Origin of the sequence: Brucella haematophila, from assembly GCF_005938105.1 — a bacterium.
Classification (GTDB): Bacteria; Pseudomonadota; Alphaproteobacteria; order Rhizobiales; family Rhizobiaceae; genus Brucella; species Brucella haematophila.
In genome coordinates this window covers 204,569-223,883 of sequence record NZ_VCPE01000004.1, presented here as the reverse complement: position 1 = coordinate 223,883, position 19,315 = coordinate 204,569, and the positions used below count along the sequence as shown (strand labels likewise).

Here is a 19,315-nt window from a genome sequence, read left to right as displayed (position 1 = left end):
CACCTTCTACGAGGTTGGATTATCGCGCTGGAAAATCCAGTCGTGGTCGGGATGGTTCTTGAAGCGCCACTTGCGCAATGGTCCGGCCATGACGTTGAGATAATACATCTCGTAGCCATAGGGCGAGCCGCAGGGGTGATGCCCTTGCGGGACGAGCACCACATCACCGTCTGAAACGGCCATTGTCTCATCAAGGCTGCCATCTTCGGTGAAGACGCGCTGGATGCCGTAACCCTGCGCCGGATTGAGCCGGTGATAATAGGTTTCCTCCAGATAGGTCATATCGGGATAATTGTCCTCGTCATGCCGGTGCGGCGGGTAAGACGACCAGTTGCCCTGTGGCGTGAACACTTCCGTCACCAGCAGGCTGTCGGCAACATCGCGGCCTTCCATCGCGATGTTGTGGATGTAGCGCGTGTTGGCGCCCTTGCCGCGCTGCTCCAGCGTCAGGCCTTCGGGGCCAAGTTTCTGCGCTTTGCGTCCGGGCTTGCCCGGCGCAGTGCAGACGGCCAGAACGCAATCGGTCGTCGCCATTGCAATCCAGTCGCTTTCCGCCGGAACATAGACGCAATGCGGTGGTAGCTTGTCGAAAACGCTCATGCGTTCGCCCATATCGCCGAAATCTTCACCCGATGCGGTAATTCTGGCCTTGCCTTCCACCAGAACCAGAATGACCTCGGTGGAGCCGGTCCGTTCGGAAACGGTGTCGCCCGGTTTCAGCCGGTAGAGACCGAAACCGACATAGCCCCATTCGGCGCTTTCCGGTGTGATGTCATGGACTTTGCCATGTGCGCCCTGTGGCTTGCGTAACAGATTGGCCATGTCTCAGTCTCCCTTGTCGAGCCCTGCTTCTCTGGCAAATGCTTTCAGCGATTTCAGCCCAAGCGTCTGATATTCGAACGGATTGCGAATATCCGGGTCCTGTTCGGCTTCGATGACGAGCCAGCCCTGATAACCATGTTCGGCGGCTTGCTTGAGAACGGGCACGAAATCGACAGCACCTTCCTTGTCGCCGGGGACCGTGAACACGCCGCGCCGCACCCCTTCAAGGAAGGAAAGGCTCTGGTCGCTGACTTCGGTCGCGATCGCCGGACGAACATTCTTGGCGTGGATATGGCCGACACGCGCCATGTGCTTTTTCGCTGCGCGCTCAGGATCGCCGCCTCCGAAGAGGCAGTGTCCGGTATCGAGCAGGAGCTTCGTCGCCGGGCCGGTATGTTGCATCAGCAAGTCGATCTCGTCCTCGCTCTGCACAATCGTACCCATATGGTGGTGATAGACGAGCGTGATCCCCTGTGCCGCCGCATAGGCGGCGAGCGCTTCAACGCCCGCACCGAAAGCTGCCCAACGGGCCTCTTCCAGCACAGGGCGCTCGGAAAGCGGCTTGTCATTGTCACCATGAATGGCGTTGGAGGTTTCGCAGACGATGATCACCTTCGAGCCCATGGCTTTCAGAAGATCGAGCGCTGGCTGCATCGCGGCCTTCTCGTCTTCGACCGAATTGACGAGCAGGTTGAGCGAGTGCCAGCCGGAAACATAACGCAACCCGCGCGGTTCCAGCACGGCCTTGAGCGGTTGTGGTTCCTGCGGGAATTTATGGCCCTTTTCTATGCCGTCGAAGCCGATTTTCGCGGCTTCATCAAGGCATTGATCCAGCGTGATATGCGCGCCAAGGCTGCGGTCGTCATCATTGGACCAGGCAATGGGATTGGTGCCGTAAAGGATCATCGGTCAGTTTCTTTCCTTGAGCTGGGCTTCATAGTCACGGCGGGCTGCGCGCACCTGTTCGCGCTCCGATACTTCCGGCACGGCAACGTCCCACCACCAGCCGCCGGTGTCGGGCGTTGGATAGGGATCGGTATCGATGACGATAACGCTTGTCCGCAGGCTCTCGCGCGTTTCGGCAAGGGCCGCTTCCAGCTCCTGGATCGAGGTAACCTTGCGCGTATCCGCACCCATGGCGCGGGCATGCGCGGCAAAGTCGATTTGCGACGGGTTCACATGGGCCGAATGGTCGAGCAGATTGTTGAACTCCGCGCCGCCGGTGGCCATCTGGAGGCGATTGATGCAGCCAAAGCCCCGATTGTCGGTCAGGACAACGGTGATTTTCTGGCCAAGCATCACGGCGGTGGCGAGTTCGGAATTGGCCATCATGTAGGAGCCATCGCCAACCATCACGATGACGTCGCGATCCGGCTCAGCCATTTTGATGCCAAGGCCGCCCGCGATTTCATAGCCCATGCAGGAGAAGCCATATTCCATGTGATAGGACATGGTGCGCCCGGCTTTCCAGAGCTGGTGCAGCTCGCCCGGCATCGTGCCAGCTGCGCACATGACGACCGTGTTCTCGCGTGACTGGCGCTGCACGGCACCAATGACCTGCATGTCGGTGGGCAGTGCATTGCCCTCCGCCGGTGCTGCGGTAATCCGGTCCGCATCGGCGAACCATTTGTCTTTCAAGCGCGTGTCGACCGGCTGGCGCTTGTAACCCGAAAGCCCAGCGTTAAGTGCTTGCAACCCGATCCGCGCGTCTGCCACCAAAGGCAGTGCATTGTGCTTGGACCCGTCATAGGGCTGAACGTTGAGCGACAGCAGTTTGCGACCCGGATGCTTGAACAAAGCCCATGAGCCGGTGGTGAAATCCTGAAAGCGGGTGCCGACGCCGATCACCAGATCCGCTTCGGCGGCAATGGCATTGGCGCTATCGGCGCCCGTCACGCCGACGGGGCCAAAGTTAAGCGCGTGATCCCATGGCAGCGCGGATTTGCCGGCCTGCGTTTCAATGACGGGAATGCCGTGCGCTTCGGCAAATTGTTTCAAAGCCTCGTGTGCGCCGGAATAATGCACGCCGCCGCCCGCGACGATCACAGGCTTGGATGCACTCTTTATGGCTGCGATGGCGGTTGCCAGCTCCAGCTCATCGGGTGGAGGGCGACGCCAATGCCAGACTTTAGGCGCAAAGAATTCCAGCGGCCAGTCATAGGCTTCCGTTTGAACGTCCTGACAAAAAGCGAGCGTCACCGGGCCGCAATCGGCCGGGTCGGTCATGGTGCGGAAGGCGCGGGGCAAGGCGGTAAGAAGCTGTTCCGGCCGGGTGATGCGGTCGAAATAGCGGCTCACCGGACGGAAACAGTCATTGACGGTCATAGTGCCGTCGCCGAAATCCTCAATCTGCTGCAGTACAGGATCAGGGCCGCGATTGGCGAAAACATCGCCCGGAATAAGCAGAACGGGCAGGCGGTTCACATGGGCCAACGCCGCCGCTGTTACCATATTCGTTGCGCCGGGGCCGATGGAGGATGTGACGGCGCAGGCGCGTTTGCGGCCAAGCTGCTTGGTATAGGCGATGGCCGCATGGGCCATGGTCTGCTCGTTATGGCCGCGCCAAGTCGGCAGTTGCTCGCGGATGCCATAGAGCGCTTCACCCAGCCCCGCCACATTGCCATGACCGAAAATGGCCCAGACGCCTGCGATGAATGTGTCGCCTTCCGGCGTCATCTGGTTCGCGAGATAACGCACCAGCGCTTGCGCGGCGGTCAGTCGAACGGTTGTCATGTCTCCTCCCGACATATGAATCAGTGTCTGCGCACTTTGTCCCAGACATCGCACAGGTTTTTGTAGCGCGCGACCATGTCGGCAATGGCCTCATCATCGCTGATCTTGCCGTTCAGCCATTTGCGCGCTGCATCACCGAAGATGGTTCTGCCGACGGCAAAACCTTTCACAAGATCGAAGCCCGCAGCTACCGCGAGGCTCGATTCCAGCTCCTCCGCTGGCGCATCGAGCCCAAGAACGACAATACCACGGGTGTATGGATCGTTACGGGTGATGGCTTCACAGGCATTGGCCCAGGCCGCCTTGGTCTTCATCGGCTCCAGCTTCCACCAGTCGGGATAGACGCCGATATCATAGAAACGCTGGATGACGCGCGCGGTGGTTTCATCATCGACGGGGCCTGGCTTGGACGGAATGACCTCCAGCAGAAATTCCAGCCGGTTGCGTCGCGCCGCCGTGAAAAGCCGTTTGACGATGGCTTCCTGTTCAGCCTTCATGTCTGCCGTATCGTCCGGGTGGTAGAAGCACAGGAGCTTCACCACATGCTCGACCGGCCATTCAACAAGGCCGCCGCAATCCGCCCCAAGGTCCGGTTCAAGCTGCAGCGGACGCGATCCCGGCCATTCGGTCGGTCGTCCGATCCACAGACCGGAACCTGCCGCACGATAGAGCGCATCCCGGCCCAGCCTGCCGTCGCATAGAATGCCATAGCCGCCGCTTCCGCCGGAAACCTGCAAGGCTGCATCAAGGCACAACCGTTTGAACTCACCGATCTTGGCACTATCCACGCCAGCTTCGGCAGCCATTTCTTCCAGCTGAATGCGATGATCGAAAGCAAAGACCCGCATATGCGGCCATTCACCATTGCGGTTGGTCGACCAGTGCACCTGTTCCAGTTGCGCATCCTTGCGCAGCGCCTGATCGCGAATGCCGGTGCGGAAGAAATATTGCATTTCCTCCCAGCTTGGATAAGCAGGCGTGCAGCCATGCCGGGAGACGGCGAAGGCGCCGCAAGCATTGGCGAATTTGAGGCTGGTCGGCCAGTCTTCGCCTTTCAGCCAGCCACGCAACAGACCGGACATGAAGCCGTCGCCCGCGCCCAACACATTGAAAACGTCGATGGGAAAGCCTTCTCCGCTCTGTCCCTTGTCGAGATTGTCCGGAATAGCGCCTTCGAAAACTACCGCGCCCATCGGCCCGCGTTTGCAGACGAGCACTGCATCGGTGATCTTGCGAACAGCGTTGAGGGCTACCAGCGTATCGGTTGAGCCGCCCGCAATGTGAAACTCTTCTTCCGTGCCGACGATGAGGTCAAACAGCGGCAGGCTCGATTGCAGCTTGGCAGTGACGGCAACCGACTCGATGAAACGGTTTTCGCCATCGCCATGGCCCGACAGGCCCCAGAGATTGGGCCGAAAGTCGATATCGAGCGCGGTGCGGCTGCCATTCTGGCGCGCAAGACGCAGCGCCTTGAGAACAGCGGCTTCGGTACGCGGATGCGACAGATGGGTGCCAGTTGCGAGAACACACCCAGCCTCAGCGATGAAATCCGGATCGATATCGTCTTCGCAGAGCGCCATGTCGGCGCAGTTTTCGCGGTAGAAGATAAGCGGAAAATGCTGCTGGTCACGGATGCCCAGAATGACCAGTGCCGTCAGACGCTGCGGATCGGTGACGATGCCGCGCGTGTCGACACCTTCCCGTTCCAGCTCGCGCAGCAGGAAACGCCCCATATGTTCATCGCCCACCCGCGTGATCAGCGCGGATTTGAGGCCGAGCCGGGCGGTGCCCGTGGCGATATTGGTCGGTGAGCCGCCGACATATTTGTTGAAGGAAGCCATATCTTCGAGAAGGCCGCCGATCTGCGCGCCATAGAGGTCCACCGAAGACCGGCCAATCGTTATCAAGTCGAGCGGCTTCTCCATGAAATGCGCTTCCTCCCTCGGCATCTCTTATGATGACCGCAATGCGATTCTGTGCGCATAGCAGTTATTCCATTTCTGATTAAAATGGATTTATTATTCCATTTCAACCGAAAAATAGAATGCAAGCATTTCCAGCAAAAGTGTGAAGCGGTTTTGCGTTCGGAAATGCGTATAAACAAAATGCTAGGGCGGCTTTGATGAGAAACAGCGCCGCCCTAGCCCGATTGGCGGGCGGTGCCGACCGCGACGGCAAGCGCGATGGCCAGACAAAGGGTTGCGGAAAGAGAGCGGAAAGCGCCGAAATCCACTTCGGACACAAGCAAGGTCTGGCGTGAAAGCTTGCTCAGGGGACTGACGATCGTGTCCGTGATGCCAACGACATCGATGCCGCGAGCGGCAGCTGATTCCGCCATCTCTATGGTTTCAGCAGAGTAGGGAGAAAAGGTGATTGCCAAAAGCACATCGCCTTTGCGGATGGCGTGCATGTTTTCCAGCTTGCCGACGGCGCTGTGCAGCATGGCCGGAACCTGCATCTTTTCCAGCGCATAAGCGAGATAGCTTGCCACCGGAAATGCGCGGCGGATGCCGACGAGATGGATGGTCTCGGCGCGCGCCAGAATCTCCACGGCTCTTTCCAGCGCTTCCGGTTCTATGGTCTTGAGCAGGCCTTCAAGCGATGTGCGACCGGCTTCGGCAAACTCGGCCAGCAAGGCAGGCGCGCTGTTGGCTGCTGTCTCGCGCAGATGTTCCAGACGGGTCGAATAATCCGGCCAGCCGCCAGCATAGGATTCGCGGAAAAGCTTCTGCATTTCCGAGAAGCCGGAAAAGCCGAGCAATTGGCAAAACCGCATGAAGGCAGAGCTTTGAACACCTGCGCCATCGGCCATTTCCGCCACTGTCGAAACCGCGATGCGATCCTGATTGGCCGCGACAAAATCCGCGCATTGCTTGAGCCGTTTTGGCAGACGGTCGGAAACTTCCAGCAGACGCGCTTCAAATTCCTTGACGGTTGTTGGGGCTGGGGATGAAGTGGAAACACTATCCATCGCGGACTTTCCAAAAGGGTGTCTTGACAATCTTTATGCTACATTCTAGCAAAATAGAATAAATATTCCAATATGCCTTGCGCGTGATCCCCAATAAACGGGGCAATTTAGCGGTAAATGCATCGGTGGGAATATCAAGCATTTTTGTAGCCGTTCAACGGCTGTTTCCTGGGAGGGATGAGGCAATGGTGACACGTCTGGCACTGCTTGGCGCAGGTCGCATCGGCAAAGTTCATGCGGGCGCGATAGCGTCGGACAGGCGCGCCAGGCTGGTTGCCGTCGCCGACGCCAACGAAGCGGCGGCGCATGCCATCGCCGACGCCGCAGGTGCGGATGTGCGCACAATCGAAGAGATCGAAAAGTCGGATGACGTTGATGCGGTGTTGATCTGCACGCCGACCAACACCCATGCCGATCTGATCGAGCGCTTTGCGCGGGCGGGCAAGGCGGTGTTCTGCGAAAAGCCAATTGATCTCGACATTGCCCGGGTGCGGGCTTGCCTGAAAGTCATCAAGGAGACTGGCGCGAAGGTGATGCTCGGCTTTAACCGCCGTTTCGATCCGCATTTTGCAGCGGTCCGCAAGGCGATTGACGACGGCCAGATCGGCAAGGTCGAAATGGTCACGATCACGAGCCGCGATCCCGGCGCGCCGCCAGCTGAATATATCAAGGTTTCAGGCGGGATTTTCCGCGACATGACGATCCATGATTTTGACATGGCGCGGTTTCTTCTGGCCGAGGAGATCGACAGCGTTTCGGCCACAGCCTCGGTGCTGGTGGACCCGAAGATTGGCGAACTTGGCGATTATGATAGCGCCAGTGTTATCCTCACCACGGCTTCCGGTCGTCAGTGCGTTATCTCCAATTCGCGTCGCGCCTCCTATGGCTACGATCAGCGTATCGAAGTACATGGCTCGCTGGGCGCGGCATCGGCGGAAAACCAGCGTCCGGTGTCAATTGAGGTGGCGTCCAAGGATGGTTACACCCGTCCGCCGCTGCACGATTTTTTTATGACGCGCTATACACAGGCCTATGCGGCGGAAATCGCATCTTTCATCGATGCGCTGGATAGCGGCAAAGCGCCGTCGCCTTCCGCCGAGGATGGCTTGCAGGCCCTTGCTTTGGCCGAGGCGGCGTTGCGCTCGGTTAAAGAGGGGCGCACGGTGAAAGTTGCGGACGTTCTTGCTTAAGCGTTGATTTCCGTTTGCCTTTCCGGTCGCGAGGCTGCGATATGCGAATATGGCTTACAAAATCGATGACCTGCCGCTTGAGGAACTTTTCCTGGCCGTGACTGGCGCGACTGCCGCGCTGACACGGCTGGATGAGCGGCTGGCGCGTTCTCCCATCTGTGACGGATTGATACGGCGCATGCATATGCATGATGCCGTTTCATCCATGTGGCTGGAAGGCGAACTGGTGCATCTGGAAGATCTGGTGCTCCATGATGCGCTGATGGATAGCCGCACGCCGAGCCATGCCCTGACCGTCGCCCATGCGGTGCTGCGCATGCGCCGCCAGATTGCGAGCCGCGCGGCTGGCTGGGCGATGAGCCCTGTCGGTATGCGGCAGCTCTTGGGACTTAACCCCGACATCGCTGAAACACCGGAGCCGGAGCCATCCGCCCTGTCAGATGATGATGACAGCGATCCGCTGCTCGATGATATCGATGCGCTTTTGGCACGGACTGATGCCCTGTTGAAAGGCGTGACGGGTGAAACCCGCAAGCCGAAGCCGTTGCCACGCGATACGCTGATCTATGAAGACGACTGGGACGAGGCCGAGCGTCTGCAAGAATGGCGCGATATTTTCGATTCAACCCGGCATTTGCCGCCGCTCCTGCGTGCCGCAATCATGCATGACGCATGGTTTTCGATGCAGGTGGTGCAGCGTTCATCCTGGATTGGCCGCCTGCTGACGGCTTCATTCCTGAGCCAGTCGGGCATTGCCGCCCATCATCTGCCCGCGATCAGCGTCGGATTGCAGACGAAGAAACCGAATGAACGCCGTGCGCCGAACCGGCTGATGCGTCTCAAGGTTTTTCTGGCAGCAATCGAAGAAGCTGCCGAAGCGGGCATGAAGGAGCATGACCGCCTGATGCTGGCGCGCGAGCAAATGCAGCGCAAGCTGAAGGGCCGCCGTTCTTCATCGCGTTTGCCGCAATTGATGGAGCTGATCCTGAGCAATCCACTGGTTTCAAGCCAGATGATCGAGAAGGAACTGCAAGTCACGCAGCAGGGCGCGTTGAAGCTGATCGGTGAACTCAACCTGCGGGAAATGACGGGTCGGGGCCGCTTTCGCGCCTGGGGCGTTCTGTAGCTCAGGTCAGGCTTCGTCGCCCATGCAGTTGTCGCGCAGATGGCTGGCGAATAGCTGAAATTCGTTGCGCCGGGCCGCATTTGCCCGCCACGCCAGAACCAGCGAGCGGTAATTGTTCTTGCCTTCATAGGGCACGATGCTGAGATCGGTACCACGCGCCACATTGGCCTTAACCGCCAGCTCCGGTAGCAGCGTGACGCCCATGCCGAACTGTACGAGCTGAACCAGCGTCATGATGCTTGTGGCATGCACGTCGCCACCGCTTTGCGCAGGCTTTGAACCGATGGCCGCCATCACATGTTCACGCAGGCAATGGCCGCTTTCCAGCAACAGGAAAGGTTCATCCAGCACGTCGTCGGCATCGACGCGGTCCCGATTGGCAAGCGCGTGGTCGCGACGCACGGCGAGGAAAAACGGATCATGACCGATTTCCGCCATTTCGAACTCGTCGAGATCATAGGGATGCGCCACGAGCGCGACATCCAGCGTGCCGGAGCGCAAGCTTTCAAGCAGGCTGCGCGTCAGTCCTTCGCGAACCGTCAATTGCAGCTCGGGAAAGGCGCTGGCCGTCGCAGGCAGGACTTTCGGCAGGAAAAAAGGTGCGACGGACGGAATGACCCCAAGCCGCAGGCGCGTGGTCAGCGGGCGTTCGGCCTGTCGCGCATGTTCGGGCAGTTCTTCGATGCGCGCAACAATATCACGGGCGCGGGCCAGAAAATCATCTCCGGCGGGCAAGAGCTGCATGCGTCGGCCCGTACGGTCGATCAATGTGACGCCCAGTTCCGCTTCCAGAGCTTGAATGGCAGCGCTCAACGTCGACTGGGTGACGCCAACGGCATCCGCTGCACGCGAAAAGGAGCCTGCCTGCACGAGCGAGAGAAAATAGTGGAGCTGGCGGACGCTGATATTGAGCATGAAATGAAGGACTTATCGTTATAATCGATATGAACAATCGCTTTAATCGCTTTGACCGATATGGGCAAGCCGACTATAGATGACTCGCAAGCAGAAAGTTCTGAAAATTCTGAATTTTCTGAATCTTTATAGAGTTTACAGGCAGGTGTTAAGATGCTCGGTATTGGCGATAAGCTTCCCTCTTTCAAGGTCACCGGCGTAAAGCCCGGCTTCAACCATCACGAAGAAAACGGCGTTTCGGCATTCGAAGATCTGACGGAAACGAGCTTCGAAGGCAAGTGGAAGGTCATCTTTTTCTACCCGAAGGATTTCACCTTCGTCTGCCCGACGGAAATCGCTGAATTTGCCCGCCTGGCTTCGGATTTCGAAGACCGTGACGCTGTTGTTCTCGGCGGTTCCACCGACAATGAATTTGTGAAGCTGGCATGGCGTCGCGACCACAAGGACCTCGACAAGCTGCCGATCTGGTCGTTTGCCGACACCAATGGTTCGCTGGTTGACGGCCTCGGCGTTCGTTCGCCGGATGGCGTTGCCTATCGCTACACCTTCGTTGTCGATCCGGACAACACGATCCAGCACGTTTACGCAACCAACCTCAATGTTGGTCGCGCTCCGAAGGACACGCTGCGCGTTCTCGATGCTTTGCAGACTGATGAACTGTGCCCTTGCAACCGCGAAGTCGGTGGCGACACGCTCAAGGCAGCCTGATCTGCCGCGTACAAGCAATCAAAAGGCGGGTTCAGGCCCGCCTTTCTTTTATCCAGCAATAAGCAATAAGAGGGTTCCATGTCGATTGACGACCTGAAGTCAAAAATTCCGGATTTCGCCAAGGATGTCCGCCTCAACCTTTCGTCCATGGCCAGCGATGAAACGCTGACCCCGCAGCAGAAATACGGTCTGTTCGTGGCTTGCGGCATCGCTTCGCGCAATGCTGATGTGCGCAAGGCGCTGACTGCCGAAGCCGCAGGCAAGGTCGACGCATCGGTGATTCAGGCTGCAAAGTCGGCTGCGTCCATTATGGGCATGAACAATGTCTATTACCGCTTCGTGCATCTGGCCTCCAACAAGGACTACCGCACATTGCCAGCCAAGCTGCGCATGAATGTGATCGGCAATCCGGGCGTGGACAAGGTCGATTTCGAACTCTGGTCGCTTGCCGTGTCGGCGATCAACGGTTGCGGGATGTGCATTGACGCGCATGAAGATGTGCTGCGCAAGGCCAATGTGACGACGGAAGTCATTCAGACGGCAGCGCGTTTTGCGTCGATCATCCAGTCGGTCGCAATTGCGCTGGAAGCTGCTGACGTCGAATAATATTTCGACAACAGAAAATAAAAAGCCCGCGTGGATCGCTCCACGCGGGCTTTTGTTTGTTCTTGAGCTTGGTCTTATTTGCCGCGCTTGAACGAGATGAAGGTAAAGCCGATCAGCGAGATCAGGGCCGCAACCACCATGTAGTAGCCGACATAGTCGAAGCTATAATGCGTGGCGAGCCAGGTCGCGATATAAGGCGCGACCGATGCGCCGAGAATGCCAGCCAGATTGAAGGTCAGCGATGCGCCGGTATAACGAACCGAGGTCGGGAACGGTTCGGCAAGTGCTGCGCCGATTGGGCCATAGGTCATGCCCATCAGGCCGAAGCCGATGATGAGGAAGGCCAGAACGCCAGCCGTACCGCCCATGAAAAGCGGAGCCATGATCAGGCCGTAGACGCCAATCAGGATCGTGACGATGATCATCACCGGACGCATGCCGTAGCGGTCGGACAGGATAGCCGACAGCGGAATGGTCAGGCCGAAGAACACAACGCCAATCATCTGCATAACGAGGAATTCTTCACGGCTGTAGCCAAGGGCACGCGTGCCCCAACCGAGCGAAAACACGGTCATGAGGTAGAACAGCACGAAGGTTGCGACTGCGGCGATGGTGCCGAGGAACAGGTTCAGCTTGTGCTGCTTGAACAGCGTGGCAACCGGCACTTCAACGCGTTCTGCCTTGTCGATAGCCTTCTGGAATTCCGGCGTTTCAGCGATCTTCAGGCGAATGAAGAGGCCGACCGCGACGAGAATTGCACTGGCAATGAACGGAACGCGCCAGCCAAAGGCGAAGAACTGTTCTTCGGTGAGGATTTCAGCCAGGAACAGGAAAATGCCCGTTGCCAGAATGAAGCCGACCGGCGCACCAAGCTGCGGGAACATGCCGTACCAGGTACGCTTGCCTTCCGGTGCGTTTTCGGTTGCGAGCAGCACTGCGCCACCCCATTCACCACCAAGGCCGAGGCCCTGGCCGAGACGGCACAGTGCCAGCAGGAGAGCTGCCCAGACGCCAATGGATTCATAGGTCGGCAGAAAGCCGATGGCGACCGTGGAAATACCCATGGTCATGAGTGCTGCAACCAGCGTCGCCTTGCGGCCGATCCGGTCGCCGAAGTGGCCGAACAGCGCGCCGCCAATCGGGCGGGCAAAGAAGGCAATTGCGAAAGTGGCAAGCGATTGCAACAGTGCAGAATTGCCATCGCTGGCCGGGAAGAACAGATGCGGGAATACAATCACCGCGGCCGTTGCATAAATATAGAAGTCAAAGAATTCGATCGTTGTGCCGATCATGCTTGCGGCCAGAACGCGGCGCGCGGAGTTTTGCTGCGGAACAACCGCTTGAGCGACAGTCATTTTTTTTATCCGTTTTTGTGGGCTGTTATAATTGGGAGCAGCCAAGATGAGGTTCTTTAAAACCTTGCGATACGGAATCGCAAGTGGAAAAGGGTGTTTGCGTAATTTTATGAACGCGGAACTCTTCTTTTCGAAAGAAAAGTGAAAGTGCGATCAAAATCATGGGATGCAAGAATAGGCCTTTCAATTGTCACAACGCATCCTTAGATTCGGGTCGGTACCAATTGGGCATCATCTCGGATGCGGAAATGCAGTTCTTGAAACGCAACATCGGCGGGCGGCACAATATGTGGGGGCTTTCCTTCCTGCATGTGCCGTCGCGCGCGCTGGTGACGGTTCTGTCGCTGCTGTTTTTGGTGTCCACTCAGCTTTGCTACGCGATGGCGCATGATATGCCGACGACAGGCGTTTCCGTCGGCTGCCATATGAGCGAACAGCAACCCGCCGATAGTCCTATGGCCGCGTCGCACCATGAGGGCCAACAAGCGCCCATGGATCATGGTGCAAAATCTCCGGTCGCCTGTGTGATGATGACCTGCGGCTGTATTGTTCAGTTGACCGCCGATGTTGGCGTGCTGGCACCGTCGCAGGATTTCGGTCTTCCTCCGCTGGTCGCTGCAATGAGCAGTAATCCCCGGCACGACCTTCTCCGACCTCCAATAGCACTCCCGCTTTAATCGCCGAATGCGCTGCCGATCCATCGGCGGCGACAGGATTATTGTCTGGAATTTTATTTGGAGACTTCACCATGCGTGGATTAACTCGCCGCCGCCTGCTCGCGCTTGGCGCGGGCGCGGCAAGCTTTGCCGCCATTCGCCCTCTGACCGGCTTTGCGCAGGATGCGCATCAGAATATGGGCCATGGCACCATGGAAATGGCCTCGGCGACCAAGGGCCAGAGCCTGCCCCTGCCGCCTTTGCTGGAACCTGATGCCTCAGGCGTCGTAAAGCTCAAGATCGGCAAAGGCCGCCATTCTTTCGAGCCGGGTAGTGATGCGGCGTCCGCAGGTATCAATGGCACCTATCTCGGTCCCGTCGTGCGCCTCAAGAATGGCGAAAGCGTTACGCTTGCCGTTGAAAATGGCATGGATGAGGAGACAACCCTGCATTGGCACGGGCTGTTCGTCCCATCCATCCTTGACGGTGGGCCGCATAATCTCGTTCCGGCGGGAGGGCGCTGGGAACCGAAGGTAACGGTCAATCAGCCAGCTTCGTTCAACTGGTTTCACCCGCATCTGCATGGTTCCACGGCCCGTCAGGCGCATATGGGCATTGCCGGGTTGATGATTGTCAGTGACGGCAAGGATGCCGAGCGCGGCCTGCCGGAAACCTATGGTGTGGATGATATTCCGTTGGTGCTTCAGGACCGTCGTGTCATTGAAGGCGACAAGGTGTATCAGCCCGATATCATGGATCTGATGCATGGTTTTCGTGGTGACCGGCTGATCGTCAACGGCGTTATCTCGCCGGAAGCGAAAGTGCCTGCGGCGGTCGTGCGCCTGCGCATTCTCAACGGCGCAAATGCGCGCAATTTCCATGTACGGTTCAGCGATAATCGCCCGTTGCATGTGTTCGCTTCGGATGGTGGCTTTACCGGCAGGCCGGAAGCCGTCGAACGGCTGACGATCAGCCCCGGCGAGCGTTATGAAGTGCTGGTCGATTTTTCGACGGGTGGCGAAGGTGTCGAGCTTCTGACCGCCAGCGACGACAGCGGCGGCAGGGACCAGATGCTGATGCGGTTCGTTGTCGATAGCGCTCTCAAGGGAAGCGTCAAAGACATACCGGCAAATCTCGAAGCGCCGGAAGCGCCAGACCCCAGCAAATCGGTGCGCAGGCGTTCATTCTTCTTTGATGAGCGCATGGCTGAAAACATGAAGCTGATGATGCAAAAGCCTGCCGCAGACCCCCATGCTGGCCACAATATGGGCAATATGGATATGGGCAAGATGGATATGAGTGCCATGCAGGGTGGTCAGATGGACCATGATATGATGCATGGCAGTCGTACGTCCGCCGAAGCCGGTCCGGCGCTGGATGCGCTGACATCCGGCGTGCGCATGGCGATTGCAGGCGAACCCTTCGACATGAAGCGCATCGATGTCGAGGCCAAGAAAGGTTCATGGGAAATATGGGAGTTGACCACGAAAGAAATGGCGCATCCGTTCCATATCCACGGAGCCTCTTTCCGTATCCTGACCTTGAACGGCGAGGCTCCGCCCGCCCATCAGTCGGGATGGAAAGACACAGCGCTGATTGATGGCAAGGCAGAGCTTCTGGTACACTTCGACCGTGAAGCGGTGCGCAGTCATCCGTTCATGTTCCATTGCCATGTGCTGGAGCATGAAGATGTCGGCATGATGGGGCAGTTCGTAACTGTCTGATCCGATACCGGATTGCGCGGCGGAACACTGCCGCGCAATCTTTTGCAAACTTTATAAACCGAACAATTTGTCGATCCATACGTTAGTTTTTATCCCGAAACGAATTTGAGGATGGAGGAGACGATGCGCAGTTTGATTTTAGGTTCGATACTGGCGCTTGCGACCGTGCCCGCCTTTGCGGACGGTGTGAGCGTGAAAATGTTTGAAGCGCTGCCCACAGGACAGGGCAAGGAACTCGGCACGATAACAATTTCGCAAACCGCTGACGGCCTGCAATTTACGCCCAATCTTCAGGGCATCGCTGCGGGTGAACATGGCTTCCATGTCCATGAGAAGGGAAGCTGTGCACCGGCGGAACAGGACGGAAAGACCGTTGCCGCACAGGCGGCTGGCGGTCACTATGATCCGGGCCATACCAAGCACCATATGGGGCCGGAAGGCGAGGGCCATATGGGTGACCTGCCGCTCTTGAAAGCGGGTGCAGACGGCAAGATTATCGGCAGTGTGGTTTCGCCGCGCCTCAAATCGCTGGATGAGGTCAAGGGCCGCGCCCTCATGATCCATGTCGGCGGTGACAATTATTCGGATGAGCCAAAGCCGCTCGGTGGCGGCGGTGCCCGCTTTGCCTGCGGCGTGATTGAATAGTCCGCGTTAAATGCCCCGGAGTTGTCGGCTCCGGGGATTGCGTTGCATCTGGCTTAGCCCCAGTTTTCGATGCGCAGTTTCGAGCCGTCGGAAAAGCGGGAAATGTGGAACGGCGATGGGTCGACCACCGGCGTTTCACCGCTGACCATATCCGCAACCAGACGGCCAGCACCGGGCCCGATGCCGAAGCCATGGCCAGAGAAACCAGTTGCGACGATGAGGCCTTCAACACCGGGGATCGGCGAAATGGTCGGAATGATATCCGGCATGGTGTCGATCATCCCCGCCCATTCCTGTGCAATCGAGACGGATGCAAAGGCAGGGATCGCCTGTTTCAGCTTCGCCAGAATGGCCGCATTGGCAGCGCGGTGCGGCTCCGGGTCGAGTATGCGGACTTTCTCGAAGATCGAGACCTGATCGGCAGGACGCAGCTTCCACTGGAAAGCTTCTTCAAAAAAGCGCTGTCCGAAACGGAAGCGCACATTGAACCACTCGCCGCTCGACAGCGACGGAAGAAAATCCTTCAGATAGCGGAAGCTGTCAGGCACGATATCGGCGATTGAGCCGCCGAGGCTTGCGACCGTATAGCCGCCGTCGAGGCGCTTGCGCAGCGCGAAATCCGAATAGGCGATGGCCGGTTCGACACCAGCCTCAATCGGCGTGGTGCGAAACACCGACGAGCGCACCTTGAGCTGCGGCAGGCGGGCGTTGAATTCCGATATGATCAGGCGCGACCAGGCGCCGCCAGCCACCACGACAGCCTCACAACGCACGCGACCCTTTTCCGTCAGAACGGCGGTAACACGACCATTGGTCGTTTCGATGCCGCGCACGGCGCAATTCTGCATGATGACTGCGCCATCTTCCTGCGCCTTGGCGGCAAAGGCGGGCACGGCCTTTTGCGGCTCTGCGCGACCGTCGAGCGGCGTGATCATGCCGCCAGCAAGGCGACGGGTCAGACCCGGAGCCAGTGCTTCGGCCTGCTGGCTGTTCAGTATGTCGGTTTCAATGCCATGTTCGCGGGCAGCGGCAATCCACTGCTCATAATTCGCCATCTGCTCGGCTTTTTCAGCCGCATAGGCAATGCCGGTCACGCGGAAGCCGGTTTCGCGGCCCGTGCGCTCGTTCATTCCATCCCACAACCGCATGCTTTCGACGATCAGCGGCATCTCGCGGGTATCGCGGCCAGTGCGACGGCACCAGCCCCAGTTGCGGCTGGATTGCTCGCCTGCAATTTCACCCTTCTCGAACAGGGCGACCGGAATGCCGCGTTCGGCCAGAAACAGGGCGGTGGAAACACCGATAACGCCGCCGCCGATAATGGCAATTTTCGTTTCTTGCGGCAGGCGTTCGGCTGTCGCGACCTTGTCCGTGACGGGCCCCATGGTCATTCTCCTGAAGTGTGATTGGGCATGCGGAAGAGTGCCGACCATGCTCTGCTTTTTGCTCGCAATCAACCAAGTTGATACCCAAAGCAACATCGAATTCTTAAAAAGATGGAGGCGCTTATCCAGTTCTTGAGAAAATCGGTCCTGTTTTAGTGGCGAAGCTGAAAAACAGTGTCTATATGCGACGGAATGGATATGGGGATTCCGGTCAGGTATGGACGCGCGAAATCAGATTGAGCAATTGCAGGAAGAGGCTGGAGCATCCGGCCCGGCTCTGACGCTTGCGGGCGTTACCCGCCAGTTTGGCTCTGTCCTCGCGCTCAATAATGTGTCGCTCGACGTGCAGGCCGGTGAAATCATCTGTCTGGTCGGTCATTCCGGCTGCGGCAAGACCTCCATGCTGCGGATTATTGCCGGTATCGACGCGCCCGATGGCGGCTCGCTGACCATGGGCGGCAAGGTGCTGGCCTCTCCCACCACCTTCGTGGAACCTGACAAGCGCAATATCGGCGTGGTTTTTCAGGATTACGCGCTGTTTCCGCATCTGAGCGTTCGCGACAATGTCCTGTTCGGTTTGCGTAAAATGCGCCGCGACGCGGCACAGGACCGGGTGCGCGAATTGCTCGAGCTTGTCGGCCTGTCGCATATGGCCGATCGTTATCCGCATATGCTGTCGGGTGGCGAGCAGCAGCGCGTGGCGCTGATACGAGCACTCGCGCCGAAGCCGCATCTTCTGTTGATGGATGAGCCGTTTTCCAATCTGGACCGGGGCCTCCGGGCAAAGGTACGTCGCGAGACGGTCAGCCTGTTGCGTTCGCTCGGCACCACGGCAATCATCGTGACGCATGAGGCGGAAGAAGCGCTTTCGACCGGTGACCGCGTGGTGCTGATGCGTTCAGGCGAGATCGTTCAAAGCGGCACTGCGCGCGATCTTCATGATCGTCCTGAAAGCCGCTATGCGGCGGACTTCTTCTGCGATTTCAATGTCATTCCCGGTGCGTCGCAGGGCAGCACGGTAGAAACCGCTTTCGGCTCGTTCAAAGCGCCGAAAGCGCTGCAATCCGCTAGGGACGTCTCCGTCTATCTGCGTCCCGGCGATCTGCATATCGTTGGAGATGACGATGCCGTTTCCGGCGATCTGCGATGCCTGATCGAGATGCGCACCTTTCTCGGTGAAACGGAGGAGCTGGTGCTCCACGCCGACGCTGCTCCATTGCGCTTGCGTCTGCGCACGCCGGTCCATGTGCCAAGCACCGTCAATCATGTGTTTGTTCGTTTCGACCGCGATAAGGCCATGATCTTCCACAGCTGATTTCGCGTGGTTCGCTTTTGCCCGGCGCGGCGATTGACCGGACCCGAAACAGCTAATATAAGTTGATTGCATCACTCATCATTTAATTTGGAATTATTCCAAACGGAGGTAAAATGCCCATTTTCGCGCGTGCCAGCCTTGCTCTCGTTGCAGCGACATTTCTATCCGGAACTGCTTCCGCCAATGAGGTGAATATTTACACAACGCGCGAACCGGGCCTGATCCAGCCTCTGCTTGACGCATTCAAGGCGTCGACGGGCATTACGGTCAATACGGTGTTTCTGAAGGATGGTCTGGCTGAGCGCGTTGCTTCGGAAGGCGCAAGCTCGCCTGCCGACATTCTGATGACTGTCGATGCGGGCAACCTTGTTGATCTCGCCGAAAAAGGACTGACGCAGCCGGTCGAATCCAAGACGCTGAGCGAAGCCGTGCCGGAACAGCTCCGTGACGCCAAGGGCAACTGGTATGCCCTGTCGTTGCGTGCTCGCGTTGTGTATGCCGCCAAGGATCTGGAACTCGACGCCATCAATTACGAAGATCTGTCCGACCCGAAGTGGAAAGGCAAAATCTGCATTCGCGCTGGTCAGCATCCTTACAATACCGCGCTCTTTGCCGATTACATCGCCCATTACGGCGCTGAAAAAACTGAAGCCTGGCTGACCGGCCTGAAGGCCAATCTGGCCCGCAAGGCTGCCGGTGGTGACCGCGATGGCGCCAAGGATATTGTCGGCGGCATTTGCGATATTGCTGTTGCCAATTCCTATTATGTCGGCCTGATGCGTTCGGGTAAGGGCGGCGATGAGCAGAAGGGCTGGGGTGAGGGCATCAAGGTCATTCTCCCGACCTTCAAGGACGGTGGCACGCAGGTCAATATCAGCGGCGCAGCCGTGGCCAAGAATGCCCCACATAAGGAAGAAGCTATCAAGCTTCTCGAATATCTGGTTTCTGACGAAGCGCAGAAAATCTATGCCGAAGCCAATTACGAGTATCCGGTGAAGCCGGGCGCTCCGGTTGATGCGATTGTGAAGTCGTTTGGCGAATTGAAGATCGACAAGGTCCCGCTGACTGAAATCGTCAGCCATCGCAAGGAAGCCAGCGAACTGGTTGATAAGGTTGGTTTCGACAACTAAAACCAGAATAACTGTATGAACAAAGCGCCGGTGC

General features: G+C 58.1%; 17 protein-coding genes. 9 read left to right on the top strand and 8 right to left on the bottom strand.

Translation table 11 applies throughout. The annotated features are described in order from the left end of the window. Positions 1–6: 6 nt before the first annotated feature. From iolB to FGI60_RS08575, 5 genes are all read right to left on the bottom strand, one after another. The gene (gene iolB, locus FGI60_RS08595) at positions 7–822 is read right to left on the bottom strand and encodes a 5-deoxy-glucuronate isomerase (protein WP_138784827.1); all 816 of its coding nucleotides are present in this window, start codon (positions 820–822) and stop codon (positions 7–9) included. A gap of 3 nt (positions 823–825) precedes the next feature. Further along, positions 826–1,728, bottom strand: a complete 903-nt coding sequence (gene iolE / locus FGI60_RS08590; RefSeq protein ID WP_138784826.1) for a myo-inosose-2 dehydratase — start codon at positions 1,726–1,728, stop codon at positions 826–828. A gap of 3 nt (positions 1,729–1,731) precedes the next feature. Continuing rightward, positions 1,732–3,555, bottom strand: a complete 1,824-nt coding sequence (gene iolD, locus FGI60_RS08585) for a 3D-(3,5/4)-trihydroxycyclohexane-1,2-dione acylhydrolase (decyclizing) (RefSeq protein ID WP_138784825.1) — start codon at positions 3,553–3,555, stop codon at positions 1,732–1,734. Between the two features lie 20 nt (positions 3,556–3,575). Beyond that, positions 3,576–5,480, bottom strand: coding sequence for a bifunctional 5-dehydro-2-deoxygluconokinase/5-dehydro-2-deoxyphosphogluconate aldolase (locus FGI60_RS08580; protein ID WP_138784824.1), 1,905 nt, complete (start codon positions 5,478–5,480; stop codon positions 3,576–3,578). 215 nt (positions 5,481–5,695) lie between these two features. Further along, positions 5,696–6,526: a MurR/RpiR family transcriptional regulator gene (locus FGI60_RS08575; RefSeq protein WP_138784823.1), complete on the bottom strand. Its 831-nt coding sequence runs from the start codon at positions 6,524–6,526 to the stop codon at positions 5,696–5,698. A 185-nt stretch (positions 6,527–6,711) separates the two neighbouring features. Between FGI60_RS08575 and iolG the strand changes: the two genes are divergently transcribed. Together iolG and FGI60_RS08565 are read left to right on the top strand one after the other, a co-directional pair. Then, on the top strand, positions 6,712–7,716 hold the full coding sequence (iolG, locus tag FGI60_RS08570) for an inositol 2-dehydrogenase (protein ID WP_138784822.1): 1,005 nt from the start codon (positions 6,712–6,714) through the stop codon (positions 7,714–7,716). A gap of 49 nt (positions 7,717–7,765) precedes the next feature. Next, a complete protein-coding gene (locus tag FGI60_RS08565) occupies positions 7,766–8,842 on the top strand; it encodes an RHE_PE00001 family protein (protein ID WP_138784821.1) in 1,077 nt (358 codons plus the stop codon). A 6-nt stretch (positions 8,843–8,848) separates the two neighbouring features. On the opposite strand, the gene FGI60_RS08560 is transcribed toward FGI60_RS08565, so the two are convergent. Further along, positions 8,849–9,757: a hydrogen peroxide-inducible genes activator gene (locus tag FGI60_RS08560; RefSeq protein WP_138784820.1), complete on the bottom strand. Its 909-nt coding sequence runs from the start codon at positions 9,755–9,757 to the stop codon at positions 8,849–8,851. 153 nt (positions 9,758–9,910) lie between these two features. Here FGI60_RS08560 and FGI60_RS08555 point away from each other — a divergent pair, with 153 nt between their 5' ends. After that, positions 9,911–10,465: a peroxiredoxin gene (locus FGI60_RS08555; protein WP_138784819.1), complete on the top strand. Its 555-nt coding sequence runs from the start codon at positions 9,911–9,913 to the stop codon at positions 10,463–10,465. Positions 10,466–10,543: 78 nt separating this feature from the next. After that, positions 10,544–11,071, top strand: coding sequence for a carboxymuconolactone decarboxylase family protein (locus tag FGI60_RS08550; RefSeq protein ID WP_138784818.1), 528 nt, complete (start codon positions 10,544–10,546; stop codon positions 11,069–11,071). A gap of 74 nt (positions 11,072–11,145) precedes the next feature. On the opposite strand, the gene FGI60_RS08545 is transcribed toward FGI60_RS08550, so the two are convergent. Then, positions 11,146–12,426, bottom strand: a complete 1,281-nt coding sequence (locus FGI60_RS08545; RefSeq protein ID WP_138784817.1) for an MFS transporter — start codon at positions 12,424–12,426, stop codon at positions 11,146–11,148. Between the two features lie 248 nt (positions 12,427–12,674). Here FGI60_RS08545 and FGI60_RS08540 point away from each other — a divergent pair, with 248 nt between their 5' ends. From FGI60_RS08540 to sodC, 3 genes are all read left to right on the top strand, one after another. Beyond that, positions 12,675–13,103 (top strand): hypothetical protein, encoded by a 429-nt coding sequence (locus FGI60_RS08540; RefSeq protein ID WP_138784816.1) that lies wholly within the window; start codon positions 12,675–12,677, stop codon positions 13,101–13,103. 71 nt (positions 13,104–13,174) lie between these two features. Next, positions 13,175–14,806 (top strand): multicopper oxidase CueO, encoded by a 1,632-nt coding sequence (gene cueO, locus FGI60_RS08535; protein ID WP_138784815.1) that lies wholly within the window; start codon positions 13,175–13,177, stop codon positions 14,804–14,806. A 123-nt stretch (positions 14,807–14,929) separates the two neighbouring features. Then, positions 14,930–15,451, top strand: coding sequence for a superoxide dismutase family protein (gene sodC / locus FGI60_RS08530; RefSeq protein WP_138784814.1), 522 nt, complete (start codon positions 14,930–14,932; stop codon positions 15,449–15,451). 53 nt (positions 15,452–15,504) lie between these two features. Here the strand turns inward: sodC and FGI60_RS08525 are convergent, their stop codons facing one another. Further along, positions 15,505–16,836: an NAD(P)/FAD-dependent oxidoreductase gene (locus tag FGI60_RS08525; RefSeq protein ID WP_138784813.1), complete on the bottom strand. Its 1,332-nt coding sequence runs from the start codon at positions 16,834–16,836 to the stop codon at positions 15,505–15,507. 217 nt (positions 16,837–17,053) lie between these two features. Here FGI60_RS08525 and FGI60_RS08520 point away from each other — a divergent pair, with 217 nt between their 5' ends. After that, complete coding sequence (locus FGI60_RS08520; RefSeq protein WP_138784812.1) at positions 17,054–18,151, top strand: ABC transporter ATP-binding protein; 1,098 nt, start codon at positions 17,054–17,056, stop codon at positions 18,149–18,151. 113 nt (positions 18,152–18,264) lie between these two features. Next, positions 18,265–19,281, top strand: coding sequence for a Fe(3+) ABC transporter substrate-binding protein (locus FGI60_RS08515; RefSeq protein ID WP_138784811.1), 1,017 nt, complete (start codon positions 18,265–18,267; stop codon positions 19,279–19,281). Positions 19,282–19,315 lie beyond the last annotated feature (34 nt).